The following is a 20,658-nucleotide window of genomic DNA, read 5'->3' on the forward strand; positions in this document are numbered from 1 at the left end:
TGTCATCCGCCTTCCGAAGCGGCACCGCGTCGCCTCGCCGCGCCCACCTGCCCGGTGCCGCGAACCGGCCCCCGGCAACGACACACAATCGGTTGATGGCCCCCGCGGTCGCCTCTCCTGCGCCTTCTGTCCCGGCCGTGCGATGCGGCATAGGGCCAGGATTGCAGACCGGAGAGCGCTGCATCGATGCCACCTCGATCCTTCCTGCTGTTCCTCCTGGGTGTCACGGCGGTGGTCGGGGCGGCCATGCTCGTGCTCGGGACCCGCAGCGCGCTGAACCGGCGTGACGACCCGGTCACCGTGGATGCCTATGTGGACGGCGACCGGACGCCGCTCGCCTCGCACCTGCCGGCCTATGTCCGCCGCGTGCCGGTCGCGGACAACCAGCCGGTGCGCCGTGGCGACCTCATCGTCGAGTTGGTGGACGACGACTATGTCGCCGCCCGCGACCAGGCCCGCGCCAACCTCGTCGCCGCCGATGCCGCGATCCGCTCCCTGCAGGAGCAGCAGGGCGTGGTGGAGCAGGTGATCGAGCAGGCCCGCGCCGCGGTCCTGGCGATCGAGGCCGGGATGCCGGCCATCGCCAACGAATTGCAGCGGCAGCGGACCCTGCTGCCGACCCTGGCCGGCACGCGACGCAGCTTCGAGGCGGCGGAGGCCGACCAGATGCGCAGCCTTGCCACCCATGCCCAGGCGCAGGCGCAGCTCGCCCTGCGGGAGCGGCAGCGGGCGGTGCTGGCGGCGCAGCTCGACCAGGCCCGCGCCCGCCAGGCCGCCGCCGCGGCCGAGCTGCGGCTGGCCGAGCTGAACCTCGGCTGGACGCGCATCACCGCCCCCATCGACGGCAGGCTCGGCGCCCGGCAGGTGAGGGAGGGGTCCCTGGTCGCGCCCGGCACCGTCGTGGGCACGGTCACGCCGCTCGAGGGCGTCTGGGTGAGCGCGAATTTCACCGAGCGGCAGATCACCGATATCCGCCCCGGCGCGCGGGCGGAGGTGCGCGTGGACAGCTTCGGCCGCACCGCCATCCCCGCCCGCGTCGCCGGCATCGCACCGGCCACGGGCGCGCAGTTCAGCCTGGTGCCAGCCGACAACAGCACCGGCAATTTCACCAAGGTGGTGCAGCGGGTTCCGGTGAAGCTCGCGCTCGACCTGGCGGGCACCGGGCTCACGGGACGCGTCGCCCCGGGCATGTCGGCACGCGCCCAGGTCTTCACCCGCGCCGCGGCGGAGGCAGGGCCATGACGGAGCTGCGCGACCTGCGGCCGCAGACCTCCGCCCCCCTCCCGGCCGCGCCCACCGCACCGCCCCCGCCAAGCCTGCGCGGCATCGTCGTGCGCGCCGTGGTGGTGGCGCTCGGCCTGCTCGCCGCCGGCGTGTTGGTGGTGGACTGGGACGAGCTGCTGCTCGGTCAGTCGCGGCAATGGACCAACGACGCCTATCTGCGCGGCGATCCGCGGCAGCTCAGCGCCCGGCTCTCCGGCTATGTCGGCCGCGTCGCCATCGCCGACTACCAGGTGGTGAAGGCCGGCGACCTGCTCTTCGAGGTGGAGGATGCGGACTACCGCGCGCAGCGCGACCGCGCCCAGGCCGCCCTCGCCCAGGCCGAGGCCGCGCAGGCGTTGGCGCAGGCCCAGGCGGCGCAGCAGGAGAGCCAGGTGGAGGTCGCCCGCCGCACCATCGACGCCACCGCGGCCGACCTGCGCCGGGCGCAGCTCGAGCAGGTGCGGCAGGAGGAGCTGCGCAACACGCCCGCCTTCATTCCGCGCATCTGGGACCAGGCATCGGCGGATGCCCAGCGCTTGCAGGCGACGATCGCCGGCAATCGCGCCGATCTCGGCGCGCAGCAGGCGCAGCTTGCGGTGCTGCGCGCCGGGCTGGAACAGGCGGCCGCGGCGGTGCTCGGCGCCCGGGCGGCGCTGGAACAGGCGCAGGTCACGCTGCGCTACACGCGCGTGGTCGCGCCGGCGGACGGCATGGTCGGCAGCCGCGCCGTGCGGGTCGGCCAATATGTGCAGCCCGGCACGCTGCTGACGCAATTCGTGCCGCTCGACCATGTCTGGGCGGTGGCGAATTTCCGGGAGAGCCAGCTCGGCCGCATGCAGGCCGGGCAGCGCGCCCAGGTCACGGTGGATGCCTATCCCGGCACCGTCCTGCACGGCCGGGTCGACAGCTTCGAGCCGGGCAGCCAGGCGCTCGGCAGCCTGTTGCCGCCGGACCGCGCGGTCGGCAGCTTCACCAAGATCGTGCAGCGCCTGCCGGTGAAGATCCTGCTCGACGATCCCGGCCCGCTCGCCGGGCGCCTGCTGCCGGGCCTCTCGGTCGAGGTCACGGTCGAGACGACCGATCCATGACCCTAGGCCACCTGCTGCGTGCCCTGCAGCCGCCGCTGCGGGATCCGGCGCCTGCCGGTCCGCCGCCGCTGACGCCGCGGCTCCTGCTCGGCCTCGCCGGCGCCTGGCTGGCGGCGCTGATGGCGCTGCTGAACAGCCGCCTGGTGAGCTTCGGCCTGGCCGACCTGCGCGGCGCGCTGGGCGTCGATACCATCGACGGCACCTGGCTCTCCGTCGCCTATTCCATGGGCGAGATCGCGGTGGTGCCGCTGACGCCCTGGCTGGCCGGCATCTTCACCGGCCGGCGTGCGATCGTCGCGGCAACGCTGACGCTGACCGGCGCCGGCCTCGTCTGCAGCACGCAGCCCGGCTACCAGGTCCTGCTGGTCAGCCGCTTCCTGCAGGGCCTCGGCGGCGGGGCGCTGATCCCGCTGCTGCTGATGTCGCTGCTGCGCTTCCTGCCGCTGCACCAGCGCGCCTGGGGCTTCGCCGCCTATGCCTGCGTCACGGTGCTGACGCCGACCATCGCCGAGACGCTGGACGGCTGGTACACCGAGGCGCTGACCTGGAAGGCGATCTTCTGGCAGAACCTGCTGCTGGCGCCGCCCGCCTGCTTCCTGGTGCTGGTCGGCCTGCCCACCGAGCCGGTGCGGCTGGAGGCCTTCCGCCGCGGCGACTACTTCGCGCTCGGCACCAGCGCCGTCGGCCTCGCCGCCCTGGTCGCGGCGCTGCTGCAGGGGCAGAACCTCGACTGGTTCGATTCGGGCACCATCAACGGCCTCTTCCTGCTGGCGGGCGTCATGCTGGCCGCCTTCGTCGTGCACGAGTTGAGGCGGCCCAATCCGGTGATCGACCTGCGGCTGCTGCGGAAGCCGAACTTCACCCTCGACCTCGTGCTGATCCTCGGCTTCAACATCGCCCTGCTCGGGCCGGCCTATGTGCTGCCGCAATATGCCGTGCAGGTGCAGGGCTACCGCGAGGCGCAGATCGGCACGATCCTGATCTGGCTGGCGCTGCCGCAGATGCTGCTCGCGCCGCTGGCCGCGCTGCTGCTGCGGGTGATCGACGCGCGCCTGGTCCTGGCCTTCGGCTTCGCGCTCTTCGTCACGGGCGCGGGCCTGACGCTGCGCATGACCGGCGAATGGGTCGGCGCCGACCTGCTGCCCGGGCTGGTGATCCAGGGCTGCGCCTTTCCCTTCGTCATGACGCCGCTGGTCTTCATCGCGACCTCCAGCCTGCAGATGCAGGATGCGCCCTCCGGCGGGGCGCTCTTCAACATCGTCCGCTCGCTCGCCGGATCGCTGGCGAGCGCCGTGGTCGGCGCGGTCATCACCGTGCGGGAGCGCGTGCATGACGCGGTGCTGCTGGAGCATCTGGGGGGAGGCGCCCTCGCCGGCACGCCCGCGGCGGAGATCGCCGCACGAGCGCGCAATCAGGCTTTCGTGCTGGCCTGCACCGATGCCTATGGCCTGATCGGCCTCGCGGGCCTTGCGGCGCTGCTGGTCGTGCTGCTGATCCGCGAGACGCCGCGCTTCCCGCGCCCCGGGGCAGCGCGCTCGCCGGCGTGAGCCACCGCGGCGCGCAGGCATGCAGCGGCCCGGTCCACCGCTCAACGGTCGCGCCGCGGAGCGAAGGTTCCGAGCCGGTGCCGCGCGCCGACGCCTCGCACGACCCGGCCACCTGCCCGCGGCGTCAGAAGCAGTCGATGGTCGGAAAGCCGGCCTCGCCCGAGAGGCAATCGGCCAGGTAGACCGCGAGGCCAAGATCGCCGGTCCAGAGCGAGTAGCGGCCCTGCCCATGGCGTGCGCGGGCGTCGCGGTATTGCCGGATGGCGGCCGCCGCGAAGGCGCGCGCCCTGGCCAGCCAGGCAGCGTCGCCGGTATGCCGCCAGAGCTTCAGCAGGGCATAGCCATTCCCGGCGGTGCCGTGGCACAGCCCCGGACCCTTGGCGAGCGGACCGGCCCGCCAGACCAGTTCGCCCGCCGCGAGCAGCAGTGCGTCAAGATCGGCCGTGCGGACCGGCCCATCGGCGAAGCTCGTCACCATGCCAGGCGCGCCATGGCAGTGCTGCAGCAGGCGCGGCGGCGAGGCACGGGTCGCGACCGCGTGCCAGTTCACCGTAGTGCCATCCCCGGACCGCCAGGCGGTGGCCGCGAGGGTGCGGGGCACAGCCTCCGCCACCCGGGCGCGCTGTCTGGGCTCCAGCCACGCCCAGCCCCGCAGCAGCGCCAGCATGTTGCCGGCGAAGCCGTGAACGGGGCCGAGATAGCGTGCCCGCTGCCCGTACAGCTCCTGCGTCCAGAGCGGCCCGTCCCCGGTCTCCTCGAGGCAGCCGAGCAGGCGTTCCGCCTGCCGCGCATGGAGCGCGCGCCAGCGCTCCTCGCCGCCGGTCAGCCGGTCGGCCACGAGGCAAGCGAGCATGCTGCCGGGCAGGCCCCACATGAGCTCCAGCACGGGCAGGTCGAGATTGGCGGCGCAGCGCGCATGGAGCTCGTCCGCGACGGCGGCGCTCGGGGCGAGGCGCAGCGCGAGCGCCAGCACCCCGACCTCTCCCATCAGCCAGGAGGCATGCCGGGGATAGGGGCCGCGCGCCACTTCCTCCCGGCTCGCCGCCAGCAACCGCGGCAGCAGCGGCACGAGATCGCGCGCGACGCGCGCCGCCCCACGCCGGCGCAGGTGGTCGAGCGCCCAGACGACCCCCGTGGCGCCGAAGTAGAGGGATGCCGCCCCGTCCGCGAGCCCCTCGTCGAGCGGGTGCGCCGGCCAGAGCCGGGTCTCGTTGAATTGGTCGAGGGCGTCGTCGACGATCTCCTGGATGCCCGCGCGTGGCGCCTCCGGATCCCAGGCCTCCGGCCCGGGTGCCGGGAGGTGGCGCGCGGGCTCGGCCAGGGGCGCCCCGTCCGCCGTCTCGCCGGGCAGGTCGCCGCGCGGCTCGGCGCGGAAGGTGAGGGGGTGGCCGGCCTGGCGGGCGAGCGCCGCCGCCTCCGCCACCTTCGCCTCGGCCTCCGGTCGCGGATGGATACCGCAGGTGCTGCGGCCGAGCCGGTGCGCCTCGATCGCCGTCGCATAGGCCTGCTCGCGCGTCATGCCGCACAGCGTCTCGAGCACCGAGAGGACGAAGTCCAGCGGCGTCCGGTCGTCGTTCAGGAGCAGCAGTCGGAATGGCTCGGTGCCGCCATCGGTCGTCGCGGGCGCGCCGTTCATCCTCTGGATCCTCCTGCCGCCGTGCCCTCGGCAACTGCCCTGCGGCGGGCCGCGGCGCCCCGCCACATGCGGCCGCGAGGTGGCGCCGGGGCCGGTCACCGGCAAGTGCGGCACCGCACGCCCTGGATGGACGTAACCGTCGCCGAGCTTTGATGCCACCGATGAGGGCCGGCATCGTTCGATGTGGTGAATCCCGGGCGGCGCAGCCGGGGTGCTCTCACAGGTGCGGGCAGACACCATGACGCGCATCACGATCCTGACCCTATGCGTGGCCTTCGCACTGATCGGGGTGGCGGCCATCACGACCGGAAGCTCCGCGGCCAAGGTCGACCGGACCCAGGACCCGGACTGGCTGCTCGCCTTCGATACCGCCTGGAACGCGCCCCGCACCCAAGGCTTCTCCATGCCGAGGAACACGCCGCATATCCGCGGCTGGTGATCCTGCCCCGGACCGGCTGTTCGTCGCCGGGCAAGAGAGTCGATGACGTGCCGTCATGCTCCAGGAGTTGCAGACTGCCCGGCGCAGCCCTCTTCAGCGTGCGGCTCGGTGCAGGGCGTTGTCGGCGGTGCGTGCTGCGCGCAAACGCATAGCTATGCCCGTCAGGCGTCCAGTGGAGGCGGGCCGACCGGCCGCGTGCTGCTGACGGTGCCGGTCGGGTCCAGGATCATGGTGCGGGCTCTCCGGGTGGCCCACCGGCCTCGACCGGATCGGCACGGTCAGGGCAGAGGAACAGGGTGACGCGGGCCGCGAGGTCGTCGGCATCGAATTCGACCTGCGGAGCGACAGCGCGACCGAATTCCCCGCGAGTTGCGCATCCAACGAAGCGGCGGTTCGCGCCATAGGCAGCTTGGCCTCGACCCACGCCTTGCCTGCTTCGACCAGGTCAACTGCCACTCGGCGCAATTCTGCCGGGGTAGCCGGATGGAACATGCGCAAGCCACGATGGAGGGCGATGCCCCGGACGAATCACCGCCAGGCAGGGCGAGGTCCCGACCCGCATCGAGACTGAATCGCACCCCGACGGAACGATCCGGTGACCCGACCTGCAGGCGCGGTCCCGGGGAGCAAACCGCCCTCGTTGCGCGGCGTTGCTGCGGCTTGCACCGGCCCGGGGGGACCCGCGGCCGGCAATCCGGCAAGGAGGCAACGCCGCCCCATGAGCCCACGCCAGCGACTCCTCTCCCTGACGGCCGCCGCCCTGCTCGGCGCGCCCACCCTCGGCCTCGCCCAGGGTTCCTCCGGCAGTTCCATGATGCCGCAGACCACCCAGACCGGGCCGCAGCAGGGGCCGCTCTCCGGCACGCCGGGCGCCCGGGCCGGGGCGAATGCCGGCCAGGCCACCGGCCAGCAGATCCAGGGCGACAATGCCGGCAGCCCGACCGCGGGCGGCGCCGCGCCCGACCGGCAGACCCCGCCCAACATGCGCGCCCAGGGCCAGCCCGCCGGCCCGCAGTCCCGCAGCGCCGACAGTCGGGACGGCACGCCGGCGCCGAACCCGCCGAGCGCGGCCAATACCGGCACCGCCAGCCCGGCCAATGCCGGCAGCGCCCCGTCCGGCGCCAATACGGCCCGCAGCGCCACGGCGGCCGGCGCCACCACCGGCGCGCTCGCCGTGGACAGCGCCGCACTCCGCAACGGCCGGCGCGCCAGCAAGCTCATCGGCTCCTCGGTCTACAACGAGAACAACGAGAGCATCGGCGAGGTGGATGACATCATCATCCCGCCGGGCGGCAGCGGTCCGGTCGCGGTCATCTCGGTCGGCGGCTTCCTCGGCATCGGCGCCAAGCTGGTGGCGGTGCCCTATGACCGCCTGCAATCGGCCGGCAGCGGCAATCGCTGGACGCTGACCGGCGCGACGAAGGAGAGCCTAGGCAGCCTGCCGACCTTCACCTATGACAACACCGCGGAGAAGCGGGGCTAGCGAAGTTCGCCGCAGGGTGGAAAAGCCCGAGGGCCTATCCGATCCGTCGAGGACGGGATGGAGCATCCCCGCGCTGCCCGGTCGGCCTGAGGATCCTCCATGCATGGCCGCGGCGGCACGCGCCCCCGTCACGGCAGCACCCTGAAAATGTCACCCCGGACCGTTTGACGGGCGGGGGCGTTTCCGGCCAAATCCCAGGCTTCCCCGGAGGAGCGCCCGCAGGACCGCGACGGCGCAGGGGAAGTCTGGAGACCACACCGGTGATCCCCGCCCTGATGCCGACCTACAACCGCGCCGACCTCGCCTTCGAGCGGGGCGAGGGCGCCTGGCTGTGGACGGCGGAGGGGCGACGATTCCTCGATTTCGGCTCCGGCATCGCCACCGCCTCCATCGGCCACGCCCACCCGCACCTGGTGCAGGCGATCGCCGAGCAGGCGGGGCGCGTGATGCACACCTCGAACCTCTACCGCATCCCGCAGGCCGAGCGGCTGGCGGCGCGGCATGTCGAGGCCTCCTTCGCCGACAGCGTGTTCTTCTGCAATTCGGGCGCCGAGGCGAACGAGGGCCTGATCAAGGCCGTGCGGAAGTACAACTCGGAGGAAGGCCATCCCGAGCGCTTCGGCATCATCTGCTTCGAGGCCGCCTTCCACGGCCGCACCCTGGCGACGCTCTCCGCCACCGGGAACGAGAAATACCTCGCCGGCTTTGGCCCGCCGGTCGAAGGCTTCAAGCACGTTCCCTTCGGCAACATGAACGCCGTGCGGGACGCGATCGACGGCAGCATCGGCGGCATCCTGGTCGAGCCGGTGCAGGGCGAGGGCGGCGTGCGCCCGGCGAGCCTGCAATTCCTCCGCGACCTCCGCGCCTGCTGCGACGAGTACGGCATCCTGCTCGCGCTCGATGAGGTGCAGACCGGCATGGGGCGCTCCGGCAAGCTCTGGGCCCACCAGTGGGCCGGGATCGAGCCGGACGTCATGTCCTCGGCCAAGGGCATCGGCGGCGGCTTCCCGCTCGGCGCCATCCTGGCCAAGGAGAAGGTGGCGAAATACCTCAAGGCCGGCACCCATGGCAGCACCTACGGCGGCAACCCGCTCGCCTGCGCCGCCGGCAATGCGGTGCTGGATGTCGTCCTCGCGCCCGGCTTCCTCGACGGCGTGGACAAGGTGGCCCGCCATCTCTGGCGCGGGCTGCTGGATCTGGCGCAGCGGCATCCCACGGTGATCGAGGGCATCCAGGGCGCCGGCCTGCTGCTCGGCATCAAGCTGCGGTCGGAGGTGTCGAACGGGGAGGCGCAGAACGCCGCCGCCGCCGAAGGGCTGCTGACCGTCGCCGCGGGCATGAACGTGCTGCGCCTCGCGCCGCCGCTCATCATCACCGCGGCGGAGGCGGACGAGGCGCTGCGGCTGCTCGACCGCACCATGCTGCGCATCACCCCGTCCCAAGCCAGGGACGCGGCAAAGTGAGCGCGGTGGTGGCCCTGAAGTCCGGGGGGGAGTCTCCCCCCCGGCACTTCCTGGAACTGATGGATTTCGAGGGCGCGACGCTGCGCCGCATGCTCGACCTCGCGGCGCAGACCAAGCGCGGCGCCGTCGCCGGCAAGCCGCTCGCGGGCAAGACGGTCGCGCTGATCTTCGAGAAGCCCTCGACGCGCACCCGCGTCAGCTTCGAGGTCGGCGTCACCCAGCTCGGCGGCCATGCCGTCGTGCTTTCCTCGCGCGACATGCAGTCCTCCCGCGGGGAGGAGATGAGCGACACGGCCAAGGTGCTGAGCCGCTATGTCGACGCCATCATGATGCGCACGCATGACGTGAACCGCATCCGGGAGCTGGCGCGGCATGCGACGGTGCCGGTGATCAACGGCCTGACCGACATCTCCCACCCCTGCCAGCTCATGGCCGATGTGCTGACCTTCGAGGAGCATCGCGGCCCGATCGCCGGGCAGGTGGTCGCCTGGATCGGCGACGGCAACAACGTGGCGCAGAGCTTCATCCAGGCCGCCACGCGGTTCGGCTTCACGCTGCGGCTGGCGACGCCAGCCGCGCTGCGGCCACCGCAGGCGCTGGTGGACTGGGCGCGCAGCCAGGGCGCGACCATCGAGCTGACCGAGGACCCGGTGGAGGCCGTGCGCGACGCGCGCTGCGTCGTCACCGATGCCTGGGTCAGCATGAACGACGAGACCGACGACAGCGGCGCGCCGAACCGGCACAACCTGCTCGCTCCCTATCAGGTGACGCCGGAGCTCATGCGCCATGCGGCTGCTGACGCGATCTTCCAGCACTGCCTGCCCGCCCATCGCGGCGAGGAGGTGGCGGCGGAGGTGATCGACGGGCCGCAGAGCGTCGTCTTCGACGAGGCCGAGAACCGCCTGCACGCGCAGAAGGGCGTCCTGCTCTGGGCCTTGGGGGCGGGGTGAGCGACCTCGCCGTCGCGGCCTCCGCCCCGACGGCGATGGCGCCCGGGAACGTCCCCGGGGACCTCCTGGTCCGCGCCGGCCAGGTCACCGCGCTCCGGCTCTTCGACGTCGCCTATGCCGTCGACCTGAAGCGGGCCGAGACGCTCTGGGCCGCGCGCGCCGCCCGCGCCGGCGAGCGCCGCGGCCTGACCGGCACGCCACCCAAGGCCATGGCCTTCGGCGAGCCGCCGCTGACGCTCCGCCTGCCGCCCGTCCCCCTCGCGCTGCCCGGCGGCGATGCCGAGGCGCAGGTGACGGCGCGGGTCTATGATTTCGGCGTCGTCTCCCTCGCCTTGACGCTCCCGGTCGCCGACCTGCCCTGGTCCGCCTTCACCGTCCGGGTGAACCGGCTGCAGCAGGCCGTCGGCCCCGGCGCGGCCGCGGGCGATCTCTGGCGCGGCCTGCTTGAGGCCGTGCGCGCCCCGCTGCGGGAGGCGCTGGAGCGCCCGACCGGCCGGGTGCTGGAGGAGGACTACCTGCTGGCGGTGGTGAACCGGCTGGAGGAACCGCTGCCGGCCGAGGCGCTCGCCGAGTGCGTCGACCTCGTCCCGCTCCTCTCCGGCGAGACCCGTCCGCTCTCGGCCGGCGCCCGGGCCGAGCTGCTGCGCCAGCGCTTCAGCTACTATGCCGACGACCTCGTGGTCCTCACCTGGGACCGCGCCTTCGTCTACGAGCCGCGGCAGGAGACCGATGTGCTCGACGTGCTGGAGGTGGCGAACGCCCAGCTCCTCGAGATGCGGTTCTACGACGAGCTGCTGGATGAGGAGCTGCCGCGCATCTACGACCTGGTGGAAGCCGCCCGCCGCGCCCCGACCCTGCTCTCCGCCCGCCGCTATGCCCGCCTCGCCCGCCGCCTGCACGGGCTGGTCGCGGAGGTGACGGAGCTGACAGAGCGCGTCGACAATGCCCTGCAGGTGACCGAGGACGTCTACCTCGCCCGCGTCTATGCGGCGGCCATGGCACTGTTCCGCGTGCCCGTGGTCTCGGCGGCGGTGGACCGCAAGCTGCAGACGGTGCGGGAGACCTACCAGGCGCTTTATGACGAGGCATCCTCCAGCCGGGCGGAGCTGCTGGAGATAGCGATCCTGCTGCTGATCGCACTGGAGATCGTGCTCTCCCTGGTCCGCCACTGATCGCGGGATTCATCCACGATTCACCCATGCGCCGGTATGTGACCCTGCCATGCCGTGGGATCCCATGCTCGACCGCGCCCGCCAGCTTCTCGCCCGCATCAGCCTGCGCGCGCGGGTGCTCGCCCTCGTCCTCGCCCTGGTCGGCCTCGGCTTCGCCGGTTTCGGCGCGACCACCGCCTGGCAGGTCACGGCGCGGGAGGAAGCGGCGGTTGCCTCCCGGCTTGAGACCGCGCTTCGCCTGCTCCGCAGCCTGGCGGAGGAGAAGGGGGAGGACTGGCGGCTGGACCCGAACGGGCGGCTGCTGCGCGGCACGGTCGCGCTGAATGACCTGAACGCCCTGCCGGACCGGGTGAAGGCGGTGACCGGCGCCGTCGCCACCGTCTTCGCCGGGGAGACCCGGGTCGCCACCAATGTCCGCAAGCCCGATGGCAACCGTGCCACCGGCACCGCCCTCGCGCCCGGCCCGGCGCTGGAGGCCGTCCGGCGCGGCGAGGTCTATCGCGGCAGCAATACCATCCTCGGCGCCCCGCACGTCACGATCTACGAGCCGCTGCGCGACCAGAACGGCCGGCAGGTCGGCATCCTCTTCGTCGGCCTGCCGCTGACGACGGTGGCGGAGGCGGAAGCGGCGGCCCTGCGGCTTGCCCTCGGCCAGGGCGCGGTGGTGCTGGGGCTGGTCGGCCTGCTGCTCTGGCTGGCGCTGCGCTGGATGCTGCGGCCGCTCGGCGTGCTTGCCGCGGCGCTGCAGGGCCTGGGCGAAGGCCGGCATGACGTCGTGGTGCCCTGCACCGACCGGCGGGACGAACTGGGCCGGATCGGCCGCACGGTCGCGGCGCTGCGCGACGCGACGCGGGAGGCGCGGACGCAGGAGGCCGCGGCGGCCGCGGCCCGGGCGGAGGCGGAGCGGCAGCGGCGGGAGGCGCAGGCCCGCATCGCCGAGAGCCTCGAACGCGCCATCGGCCATGTCACTGACCGGCTGGCGGAGGCGGCAGGCGGCCTCGGCGGCGCGACCGACACGGTGGCCGCGGTCTCCGCCGGCACGGCGGGGCACGCTGCCGCCACCGCGGTGCGGGTCGGGGAGGTCACCGGGCATGTCCGGGCGATGGCGGAGGCGACGCGCGCCCTCTCCGGCTCGGTGGACCAGATCGCGCAACAGGTTGGCGAGGGCGCCCGCATTGCCGCCGAGGCGGCTCAGGTCGCCCGCGCGAGCGATACGACCGTCACAGGCCTTGCCGATGCCGCCGGGCGGATCGGTGATGTGGTGCGGCTGATCGGCGACATCGCCGGGCAGACCAATCTGCTGGCCCTGAACGCGACCATCGAGGCGGCGCGGGCCGGCGAGACCGGCAAGGGCTTTGCGGTGGTGGCGGGGGAGGTGAAGGCGCTCGCCGGCCAGACGGCGAAGGCGACCGAGGAGATCTCCGCCCAGATCGGCGCCATGCGCGCCGCGACCGGGGAGGCCGTGGGCGCGCTGCATGCCATCGCCACGGCGGTGACGCGGATGGAGGAGGTCACGGCGACCATCGCCGAGGCGGTGGAGCACCAGGGTGCCGCCACGCGGGAGATGGCCCGCAGCGCCGCCGCCGCCGCCGACGGCACCGCCGAGGCGCAGGAGGCCATGCGCCGCCTGCAGGTGGAGATCGCCGCCGCGGATGCCAGCGTGGAGCGCCTGCGGGAGGCCGGCACGGCGGTGACCCGGGAGGGGACCGCCCTGCGGAGCGAGGTCGCGGGCTTCGTGACCCGGCTGCGCGCGGAGTAGCACGGACCTGGCGGGTGGGCGGCGGCGCCCCGCCGATCCGACATGCCGGACAAGGGCGGCGGGACGGATGGCCGCGGGCCGGCGGAGAACCTATCTATGGTCCAGCCATCCCCCGACCCAGTCCCAGGGTACCCCCTGCATTGCCAGATCCCACCCAGCCCTCCGCCACGCCCGATTTCCTGCAGCATGACCGCCCGCCGGTACCCGACATCGTGGTGCCGCGCGGCCTCCAGCCCTTCCACCTGCATGCGCAGCCGGTACGCGGGCGCCTCATCCGCCTCGGCCCGCTCGCCGATGCCTTGCTGACCCGGCACGACAACCACCCCTCCGTCACCCGGCTTGCCGGGCAGACCCTCGCGCTCGCGGCGGGGCTTGCCGGGGCGCTGAAGTTCCGCGGCAGCTTCTCCATCCAGGCCAAGGGCAACGGGCCCGTCCCGATGCTGCTCGCCGACTGCACGGAGGGCGGCGCGCTGCGCGGCTATGCCCGGGCGGAGGCCGACCGCCTGGAGAGCCTGCTGGAGGAGGCGTCGATGCCGGAGGCGGGCGCGCTGCTCGGCAGCGGCTATCTCGCCTTCACCTGCGACCAGGGCCCGGAGATGGACCGCTACCAGGGTATCGTCGCAATCGAGGGCGAGACGCTCGCCGAGATGACGGACCACTATTTCCGCACCTCCGAGCAGCTCCGCACCTTCGTCCGCCTGGCCTGCGACCGCACCCCGGCCGGCTGGCGCGCCAGCGCCTTCATCATGGAGAAGGTGGCGGGCGAGGGCGGCATCGACCCCTCGCTGGATGCCGAGGCGCAGGAGGAGGCCTGGCGCACCGCCCTCGCCCTGGCCGGCACCCTGACGGATGCCGAGATGCTGGACGACGCGCTGCCCTCGCCCCAACTCCTGCACCGGCTCTTCCATGCCGAGGGCCTGGCGCTCGACCGGCCGCGCAGCCTCTCCTATGGCTGCCGCTGCTCCCGCTCGCGGCTCGCCGGCGTGCTGCAGGGCTTCCCGGAGGACGACCTCGACCACATGGCCGAGGACGGCCGCATCACCATGACCTGCGAGTTCTGCAACCTCGACTTCCGCTTCGACCGGGCGGAGGTGCGGGGTAGCGCCGGGCGAGCCTGAGCCGTACACAGACCGCACCGATCCGATGCGGGAGCCTCCCCTGATGCCGACCCGGCGCGCCGCCCTGCTGCTGCCGCTTGCCGTCGCCGCCTGCGGCGGGCCGGAGCCGGCCGATGTCCCGCCCGGCCCGATGGGCTTCACCTACCTCATGCCGCTGCCGCTCAACGTCGTCAGCATCGAGATGGCGGAGGGCGGCCCGCCGCCGCAGCCCGGCGATGTCGGGGCGCGGCTGCTGCCCTCCCCGGTCGAGGCGGTGCGCATCATGGGCCGCGACCGGCTGGTGGCGGCCGGCACCACCGGGGAGGCGCGCTTCGCCGTGACCCAGGCGGCGCTGATCTCCGGCCGCGACAGCCTGACCTGCCTGCTCGGCTGCCGGCTTGAGATCCTCTCGGCCGAAGGCCAGCGCATGGGCTTCGTCGAGGCGCAGTCGCGCCGGGCGGTCAATGGCACGGATGCCACCCGGCCCCGCGCGGCCGAGGCGCTGCTGCGCCGGACCATGGACGACCTGAACGTGGAGTTCGAGTTCCAGCTCCGCCGGTCCCTGCGCGACTGGCTGGTGCCGATGGTGCCCGGGCCGGACGGGACGCTGGCGCCGCCGCCGGCGCCGGGCGGCGTGACCGTCGAGGAATTGCCGAAGACCTAGATCGAGGGGGATTGGACGCGGTGCGCCCGATCCCCGCAAACTCCCCCGACCCCGGCCTGAACCTGGCCGGATAAGGAAGGGGAGGGATGACCCATGCCGCTCGAACTCTCGAACCCGCCCGGCGTGCACAAGCCGGGCGCCTATTCCCATGCCGTGCTGGTACGCGACGCGACCAGGCGCCTCGTCATCTCCGGCCAGGTCGGCACCGCGCCGGACGGCACCATCGCCGAGGGCGGGGAGGCGCAGATCGACCAAGCGCTCGCCAATCTCGGCAGCATCCTCGCCGCCCACGGCATGACGCCCGCCAATCTCGTGAAGATGACGGTCTTCCTGACCGATCCGGCGCTGATCGCGGCCTGGCGGACGAAGCGCGCCGCCTGGATGGGCGATCACCGCTCCGCCAGCACGCTGCTGGTCGTCGCCGGCCTCGCCGATCCGCGCTTCCTGGTGGAGGTGGAGGGCGAGGCCGCGGATTGATCCGCCGGGCGGGAACCGTCCCCGGCGCAGGGCGATGAGGCGCGTTGCACCCGGAAAGGAGTCCCGCATGCGCAACGTCGCCCTGTTCCTCTTGATCGCGCTCACCCTGCCCGCCTGCGTCGTGCGGCGGGAGGTCAGCGCGCCGCCAGCCTATTCCCAGGCCTCGCCCTATGCCGCGCCGGTCGCGCGCGACGGCTACTGCGCCGAGTCGATCGCCCAGGCGCAGGACGCCGCCGCCCGCGCCGCCGTCACCGGCAGCGGGCGCGACGCCAACCGCGCCGACCGCACCGCGAGCTACGCCCGCCGCGACTGCTGAGGCAGCGTGGGCCGGCCGGCCGGTCGGCTTCACCGCCCGTCACTCCGGCTGGCCTCTCGCGGCAGGGACCGGCCCCCGGCCGTCACCAGGCAGGCTCGGCCGCGTGCGGCCGGGCCAGCGCGCGGGCGCCGTCCGCGCCGAAGACCTGCGCCGAGGCGATGCGCAGCCGGCAGGGCGCGCCGCGCGCGGCCCAGCCCGGCGGGTCGGGCGCCAGCAGGGTATCCAGGGTGACGCCGCCCGCCTCCACCACTGCGCGCAACTCGCCCTCGGCGGTCGCGCGCAGCAGCCGGATCGCGGCCCCGCCAGGGCCGGGCAGCGCCTCCGCCTCGCGCGGGCGGAGGAAGGCGGTGGCCGGCCCGTCCGGCAGTTCCACCCGCAGCGGCGGCAGGGCTGATACGGCGAAGCGCAGCACGCCGCCGCACACCATGCCGGAGAGGCGCGCGACCTCCCCGACGAAGCCGGCGACGAAGGGCGTGGCCGGTGCCGAGAGCAGCATGGCCGGCGGATCGAATTGCACCACGCGCCCGCGCTCCAGCACCGCGACGCGGTCGGCGAGCTCCATCGCCTCTTCCTGGTCATGCGTGACCAGGATGGTGGTCAGGCCGATCCTGTCGTGCAGGCCGCGCAGCCAGCGCCGCACCTCCCGCCGCACCAGCGCGTCCAGCGCGCCGAAGGGCTCATCGAGCAGCAGCAGCCGCGGCTCGATCGCCAGGGCCCGGGCCAGGGCCACGCGCTGCCGCTGCCCGCCCGAGACCTGGTCGGGATAGCGCCGCTCGAGCTCCGGGATCTGCACCAGCTCCAGCAGCTCCCGCACCCGCCGCGCCACCTCGGCCCGGCCCGGGCGGAGCGCGCGTGGGCGCACGCGCAGGCCGAAGGCGACGTTCTCGAAGACCGTCATGTGGCGGAACAGCGCGTAGTTCTGGAAGACCACGCCGATGCCGCGCTCCCGCGCCGGCACGCCGGTCATCACGCGGCCGGCGATGCGGACCTCGCCGGCCTCGCTGCCGTCGAGCCCCGCCAGCACGCGCAGCAGCGTGGACTTGCCGGAGCCGGAGGGGCCGAGCACCGCGACGAACTCGCCCTCCGCGATCTCGAGCGAGACGCCGTCGAGCGCCGCGGTCGGGCCGAAGCGACGAACGAGGCCGCCGACGGAGACGGTCATGCCGCCCGCCCCCCGGCGCGGCCGGTCAGGCGTTCCAGCACCGCCTTGGCCGCCAGCGTCACCAGGCCGAGCAGCGCGAGCAGCGCGGCGACCGCGAAGGCACCGGCGAACTGGTACTCGTTGTACAGGATCTCGACATGCAGCGGCATGGTGTTGGTCTGGCCCCGGATATGCCCCGACACGACGGACACCGCCCCGAACTCGCCCATGGCGCGAGCGTTGCAGAGCAGCACACCCGAGAGCAACGCCCATTTCACGTTCGGCAGGGTCACGTGCCACAGCGTCTGCCAGCCGGAGGCGCCGAGGGTCGCTGCCGCTTCCTCCTCCTCCCGCCCTTGTTCCTGCATCAGCGGCAGCACGGTGCGCGCGACGAAGGGAAAGGTGACGAAGAGCGTGGCGAGGACGAGGCCGGGCAGGGCGAAGACCACCTGGATGCCGTGCTCCTGCAGCGATGCGCCGAGCCAGCCCTGCATGCCGAAGATCAGCACGAAGACCAGGCCCGAGATGACCGGGGAGACCGAGAAGGGTAGCTCGATCAGCGTGGTCAGCACGCGCTTGCCGGCGAAATCGTGCTTGGCGAGGCACCAGGCCGCGGCGAGGCCGCCGAGGGTGTTCAGCGGCACCGCGATGGCCGCGACCAGCAGGGTCAGGCCGATCGCGGCCTGGGTATCGGGCTCGGCAATCGCCGCCGCCGCGACCGCCCAGCCGCGCCGCAGCGCCTCGGCGAAGACGGCGGCGAGCGGCAGCGCCAGCACCAGGACGGCGACGGCCAACGCCAGCAGGGCGAGCAGGATGCGGGCCCAGCGCGCCTCCTCGGTCGCGGGGCGCAGCGTCATGCGCGACCCCGGCGGAGCAGGCGCTGCAGCAGGTTGAGCGCGAGCAGGATAGGGAAGGCCAGCAGCAGCATGGCGAGGCCGATGGCGGCGGCGCCGGCATAGTCGAACTGCTCGAGGCGCACCACGATCAGCAGCGGCGCGATCTCGCTGACCATCGGCATGTTGCCGGCGATGAAGATGACGCTGCCGTATTCCCCGACCGCGCGGGCGAAAGCGAGGCCGAAGCCCGCGAGCAGCGCCGGCAGCAGCGCCGGCAGCACCACGCGCGCCAGGGTCTGCGGCCGCGTCGCGCCGAGGGTGGCGGCGGCCTCCTCCGCCTCCGGGCCCAGGTCGCGCAGCACCGGCTCCACCGTGCGGGTGACGAAGGGCAGGCCGACGAAGACCAGGGCGGCGACCACGCCCCAGGGGGTGAAGGCGATCTTCCAGCCGAAGGCGGCGGCGAGCGGCGCGCCCAGCCAGCCATTCGGCGCCAGCAGCGCGGTCAGCGCGATGCCGGCCACCGCCGTCGGCAGGGCGAAGGGCAGGTCGATGGCGGCGTCCAGCAGGCCGCGGCCGGGAAAGCGCAGCCGCACGATCGCCCAGGCCAGCAGCAGGCCGAGCGGCAGGTCGATCGCCGCCGCCAGCAGCGCCGCGCCGAAGGAGAGCCGCAGCGCGGCCAGCACGCGGGGCTCGGTCAGCGACTCCCAGAGACCGATAGGGCCGAGTTCCCAGGGCCGGATCGCCAGCGCCGTCAGCGGCAGCAGCACGATGGCGGAGAGCCAGAGCAGCGTGATGCCGAAGGCCAGCCCGAAGCCCGGGATGGCGCGGAGGCGCCCGGGCCGCGCCGGCAGGGCGAGGGTCGCGCTCATCGTCCCGGCCGGTAGATCCGGTCGAAGACGCCGCCATCGCCGAAATGCGTGCGCTGCGCCGCCTGCCAGCCACCGAAGGCGCCGTCCACGGTGACAAGCTCCATGGCCGGGAAACGCGCGGCATCGGCGCCCGCCGCGCCGGCCTCGCGCGGCCGGTAGAAATGCTTCGCCGCCAGCGCCTGGCCCTCCGGCGCGTAGAGGCCCTGCAGATAGGCCTCCGCCAGGTCGCGCGTGCCGCGGCGGTCGACGTTCCGGTCCACCACGGCGACCGAGGGCTCGGCCAGGATGGAGAGGGAGGGATAGACGATGTCGAGCCTCGCCTCGCTGAACTCCTGCCGGGCGAGATGCGCCTCGTTCTCCCAGGCCAGCAGGACATCGCCCTGGCCGCGCTGGACGAAGGTGGTCGTGGAGCCGCGGGCACCGGTATCCAGCACCGGGACCTGGCGGTAGAGCGTGGCGAGGAATGCTTCCGCCGCCTTGTCGTCGCCGCCCGGCTGCGCCTTCGCCCAGGCCCAGGCCGCGAGGTAGTTCCAGCGCGCGCCGCCCGAGGTCTTGGGGTTCGGCGTGATGACGGCGATGCCGGGCTTCACCAGGTCGCCCCAGTCGCGGATCCCTTTCGGGTTCCCCTGCCGCACCAGGAAGACGATGGTGCTGGTATAGGGGGCGCTGTTGTGCGGCAGGCGCGTGATCCAGTCGCGCGCGATCAGGCCGCGCCCGGCAATGGCGTCCACGTCATAGGCCAGCGCCAGGGTCACCACATCGGCGGCCAGCCCATCGATCACCGAGCGCGCCTGCCGGCCGGAGCCGCCATGCGAGGTGCTGACCCGCACCGCCTGCCCGTTGCGCGCCTGCCAGGCGCGGGCGAAAGCGGCATTGTAGTCCCGGTAGAACTCGCGCGTCGGGTCATAGCTGACATTCAGCAGTTCGCGCGCCGCCTGGGCCCGCGCCGCCAGCGAGGGCAGCAGCATCGGCGCGGTCAGCAGGGCGCGGCGGGTGCTCACGGCGGGCGAGGTCCGGGTCATCGGGCTGCCTCCTCTCGAGGAATGCGCGACGGCCGGATGCGCGGCATCCTCCGCCAGGGTGCCGGCCAGCTAACACGCCCTGCTATCGTTTGAGAAGAAGTTACACTCTGTCCGATCGGGTGAACGGGACCGCCATCGGTCCGCTGCCGCAGGGAGGGGAGGCCGGTCCTGGCGGATTTTTCCGGAACGATATCGTGCAATCCCGCCCGGGCCGCAGCGCCCCGGCGGCTACAGGAAGCCGATGGGCGCCCGGTCCAGCATCACCTGCCCGGCCGCGGCGAAATGCCCACTGCGCGACTGGATCTGCTGCGACAGGGTATGGATGTCGCGGAAGCGCCGCTCGAAGGGGCTGCCGGGGAAGATCGCGTCCACCCCCGCCGCCTTGTAGGTGAAATCCGCCACCTCGATCGCGGCGTGGATGGCATGGGTGCAGCCGAGCCGCAGCCTCGCCCGCGCCTCCACCGGCAGCGGCATATCGGGCCCGGCCTCGCGCCACATCTCCTCCAGCATCTCCAGCAGCCAGGCGCGCGCGGCGCCGAGCTTCGCCGAGGACCGCGCCACCTCAGCCTGGATCGTCGCGTCGTCCGCCAGCAGCGCCTGGCCGCGCGGCACCTTGCGCGTGGCCAGCGCCATGAAGGCTTCCAGCATCGCGCCCGCGGTGCCCAGCGCCACGCCGGCGACGCCGAGGGCATAGAGGCCCTGCTGCGTGAAGGCGTAGAGCCGCCCGCGCTCCCGCCGCAACGTCGGATCCTCCCGCGTGCTGCTGAAGGCTTCCGGGACGAAGAGGTCCTCCACGGAGTAGGAGTCGGAGGCCGTGCCGCGCAGCCCGATCGGGTTCCATGTATCGAGCAGCCGGGCCTCGGCCACGGGGAAGAGCAGCGTGCGGATCGCCGGGCGGCCGAGATGGTTCGGCCGCAGCGACCCGTCCGGCTCCCGCACCCGGCAATGCACGCCCATCCAGGTGGCCAGCCGGCAGCCGCTGGCGAAGTCGAAGCGGCCGGAGACGCGGTAGCCGCCCGGCACCGCCTCGGCGATCGTCTCATTCGGCGGGCCCCAGGCGACGACGCTGCGCGGATCGCCGAAGACCTCCCGCGCGATCTCCGGCGGCAGAAAGGCGGCGATCAGGTCGGCGCTGTTGCCGACGAAGATGTTCCAACCGACCGAGGCATCGTGGCGCGAGACCTCCTCGATCGCGCGCAGATAGGTGCCCGGATGCACCTCGTCGCCGCCGGCCGAGCGCGGCAGCAGCATGCGCAACAGGCGGGAGCGGTGCAGCGCCTCGACCAGGTCGGGCGGGATGCGGCGCGTCGCCTCGATCTGCGGCGCGGCCTCCGCGATGGTTGGGCCCAGGGCGCGGGCCTCGGCGACGCTATCGCGCGCCGCAATGATCGGGTGGTCCATGGCCTGGCCCCGCTTCCTCTCCGGTCGCCATTGCG

19 protein-coding genes are annotated in these 20,658 nt (G+C 73.4%); 13 read left to right on the forward strand and 6 right to left on the reverse strand.

All coding sequences use genetic code 11. The features are described from left to right. The first annotated feature begins 186 nt into the window (after positions 1 to 186). Genes Q7A36_RS19570 through Q7A36_RS19580 form a run of 3 tightly spaced genes read left to right on the forward strand, consistent with a single transcriptional unit; the run spans position 187 to position 3,898 of the window. The gene (locus Q7A36_RS19570) at positions 187 to 1,242 is read left to right on the forward strand and encodes an HlyD family secretion protein (RefSeq protein ID WP_305105423.1); all 1,056 of its coding nucleotides are present in this window, start codon (positions 187 to 189) and stop codon (positions 1,240 to 1,242) included. Continuing rightward, on the forward strand, positions 1,239 to 2,351 hold the full coding sequence (locus Q7A36_RS19575) for an HlyD family secretion protein (protein ID WP_305105424.1): 1,113 nt from the start codon (positions 1,239 to 1,241) through the stop codon (positions 2,349 to 2,351). Before Q7A36_RS19570 ends, Q7A36_RS19575 begins: the two co-directional genes overlap by 4 nt. After that, the gene (locus Q7A36_RS19580) at positions 2,348 to 3,898 is read left to right on the forward strand and encodes a DHA2 family efflux MFS transporter permease subunit (RefSeq protein WP_305105425.1); all 1,551 of its coding nucleotides are present in this window, start codon (positions 2,348 to 2,350) and stop codon (positions 3,896 to 3,898) included. Before Q7A36_RS19575 ends, Q7A36_RS19580 begins: the two co-directional genes overlap by 4 nt. 124 nt (positions 3,899 to 4,022) lie before the next feature. Here Q7A36_RS19580 and Q7A36_RS19585 read toward each other — a convergent pair whose 3' ends face one another. Then, entirely contained in the window at positions 4,023 to 5,534 is a 1,512-nt protein-coding gene (locus Q7A36_RS19585) for an ATP-dependent Clp protease adaptor ClpS (protein WP_305105426.1), read from the reverse strand. Between the two features lie 238 nt (positions 5,535 to 5,772). On the opposite strand from Q7A36_RS19585, the gene Q7A36_RS19590 reads away from it, so the two are divergent. From Q7A36_RS19590 to Q7A36_RS19635, 10 genes are all read left to right on the forward strand, one after another. Beyond that, positions 5,773 to 5,973: a hypothetical protein gene (locus Q7A36_RS19590; protein WP_305105427.1), complete on the forward strand. Its 201-nt coding sequence runs from the start codon at positions 5,773 to 5,775 to the stop codon at positions 5,971 to 5,973. A 718-nt stretch (positions 5,974 to 6,691) separates the two neighbouring features. Continuing rightward, complete coding sequence (locus Q7A36_RS19595) at positions 6,692 to 7,456, forward strand: PRC-barrel domain-containing protein (RefSeq protein WP_305105428.1); 765 nt, start codon at positions 6,692 to 6,694, stop codon at positions 7,454 to 7,456. A gap of 260 nt (positions 7,457 to 7,716) precedes the next feature. Beyond that, the gene (locus Q7A36_RS19600; protein ID WP_305105429.1) at positions 7,717 to 8,919 is read left to right on the forward strand and encodes an aspartate aminotransferase family protein; all 1,203 of its coding nucleotides are present in this window, start codon (positions 7,717 to 7,719) and stop codon (positions 8,917 to 8,919) included. Positions 8,920 to 8,924: 5 nt separating this feature from the next. Beyond that, complete coding sequence (gene argF / locus Q7A36_RS19605; RefSeq protein ID WP_456306817.1) at positions 8,925 to 9,869, forward strand: ornithine carbamoyltransferase; 945 nt, start codon at positions 8,925 to 8,927, stop codon at positions 9,867 to 9,869. Then, positions 9,866 to 11,041 carry a hypothetical protein gene (locus Q7A36_RS19610; RefSeq protein WP_305105431.1) on the forward strand — a complete coding sequence of 392 codons (1,176 nt, stop codon included), beginning with the start codon at positions 9,866 to 9,868 and terminating at the stop codon, positions 11,039 to 11,041. Before argF ends, Q7A36_RS19610 begins: the two co-directional genes overlap by 4 nt. 49 nt (positions 11,042 to 11,090) lie before the next feature. After that, positions 11,091 to 12,800 (forward strand): methyl-accepting chemotaxis protein, encoded by a 1,710-nt coding sequence (locus Q7A36_RS19615; protein WP_305105432.1) that lies wholly within the window; start codon positions 11,091 to 11,093, stop codon positions 12,798 to 12,800. 140 nt (positions 12,801 to 12,940) lie between these two features. Further along, entirely contained in the window at positions 12,941 to 13,918 is a 978-nt protein-coding gene (gene hslO, locus Q7A36_RS19620; RefSeq protein WP_305105433.1) for an Hsp33 family molecular chaperone HslO, read from the forward strand. A 43-nt stretch (positions 13,919 to 13,961) separates the two neighbouring features. Beyond that, positions 13,962 to 14,561 carry a hypothetical protein gene (locus Q7A36_RS19625; protein WP_305105434.1) on the forward strand — a complete coding sequence of 200 codons (600 nt, stop codon included), beginning with the start codon at positions 13,962 to 13,964 and terminating at the stop codon, positions 14,559 to 14,561. Between the two features lie 93 nt (positions 14,562 to 14,654). Next, entirely contained in the window at positions 14,655 to 15,038 is a 384-nt protein-coding gene (locus Q7A36_RS19630; protein WP_305105435.1) for a RidA family protein, read from the forward strand. A gap of 67 nt (positions 15,039 to 15,105) precedes the next feature. After that, positions 15,106 to 15,354 carry a hypothetical protein gene (locus Q7A36_RS19635; RefSeq protein ID WP_305105436.1) on the forward strand — a complete coding sequence of 83 codons (249 nt, stop codon included), beginning with the start codon at positions 15,106 to 15,108 and terminating at the stop codon, positions 15,352 to 15,354. Between the two features lie 82 nt (positions 15,355 to 15,436). Here the strand turns inward: Q7A36_RS19635 and Q7A36_RS19640 are convergent, their stop codons facing one another. The 5 genes from Q7A36_RS19640 to Q7A36_RS19660 all read right to left on the reverse strand — a co-directional run bounded on the left by Q7A36_RS19640 (position 15,437) and on the right by Q7A36_RS19660 (position 20,623). After that, positions 15,437 to 16,516: a sulfate/molybdate ABC transporter ATP-binding protein gene (locus Q7A36_RS19640; RefSeq protein WP_305105437.1), complete on the reverse strand. Its 1,080-nt coding sequence runs from the start codon at positions 16,514 to 16,516 to the stop codon at positions 15,437 to 15,439. Further along, entirely contained in the window at positions 16,513 to 17,352 is an 840-nt protein-coding gene (cysW, locus tag Q7A36_RS19645; protein ID WP_305105438.1) for a sulfate ABC transporter permease subunit CysW, read from the reverse strand. The genes Q7A36_RS19640 and cysW overlap by 4 nt, the downstream gene beginning before the upstream one ends. Beyond that, a complete protein-coding gene (gene cysT, locus Q7A36_RS19650) occupies positions 17,349 to 18,200 on the reverse strand; it encodes a sulfate ABC transporter permease subunit CysT (RefSeq protein ID WP_305105439.1) in 852 nt (283 codons plus the stop codon). Before cysT ends, cysW begins: the two co-directional genes overlap by 4 nt. Further along, positions 18,197 to 19,222 (reverse strand): sulfate ABC transporter substrate-binding protein, encoded by a 1,026-nt coding sequence (locus Q7A36_RS19655; protein ID WP_370655685.1) that lies wholly within the window; start codon positions 19,220 to 19,222, stop codon positions 18,197 to 18,199. Before Q7A36_RS19655 ends, cysT begins: the two co-directional genes overlap by 4 nt. A gap of 228 nt (positions 19,223 to 19,450) precedes the next feature. Then, the gene (locus tag Q7A36_RS19660; RefSeq protein ID WP_305105440.1) at positions 19,451 to 20,623 is read right to left on the reverse strand and encodes an acyl-CoA dehydrogenase family protein; all 1,173 of its coding nucleotides are present in this window, start codon (positions 20,621 to 20,623) and stop codon (positions 19,451 to 19,453) included. Between the last annotated feature and the right edge of the window lie 35 nt (positions 20,624 to 20,658).

The sequence above is a fragment of the Paracraurococcus lichenis genome (genome assembly GCF_030657435.1).
GTDB lineage: Bacteria > Pseudomonadota > Alphaproteobacteria > Acetobacterales > Acetobacteraceae > Paracraurococcus > Paracraurococcus lichenis.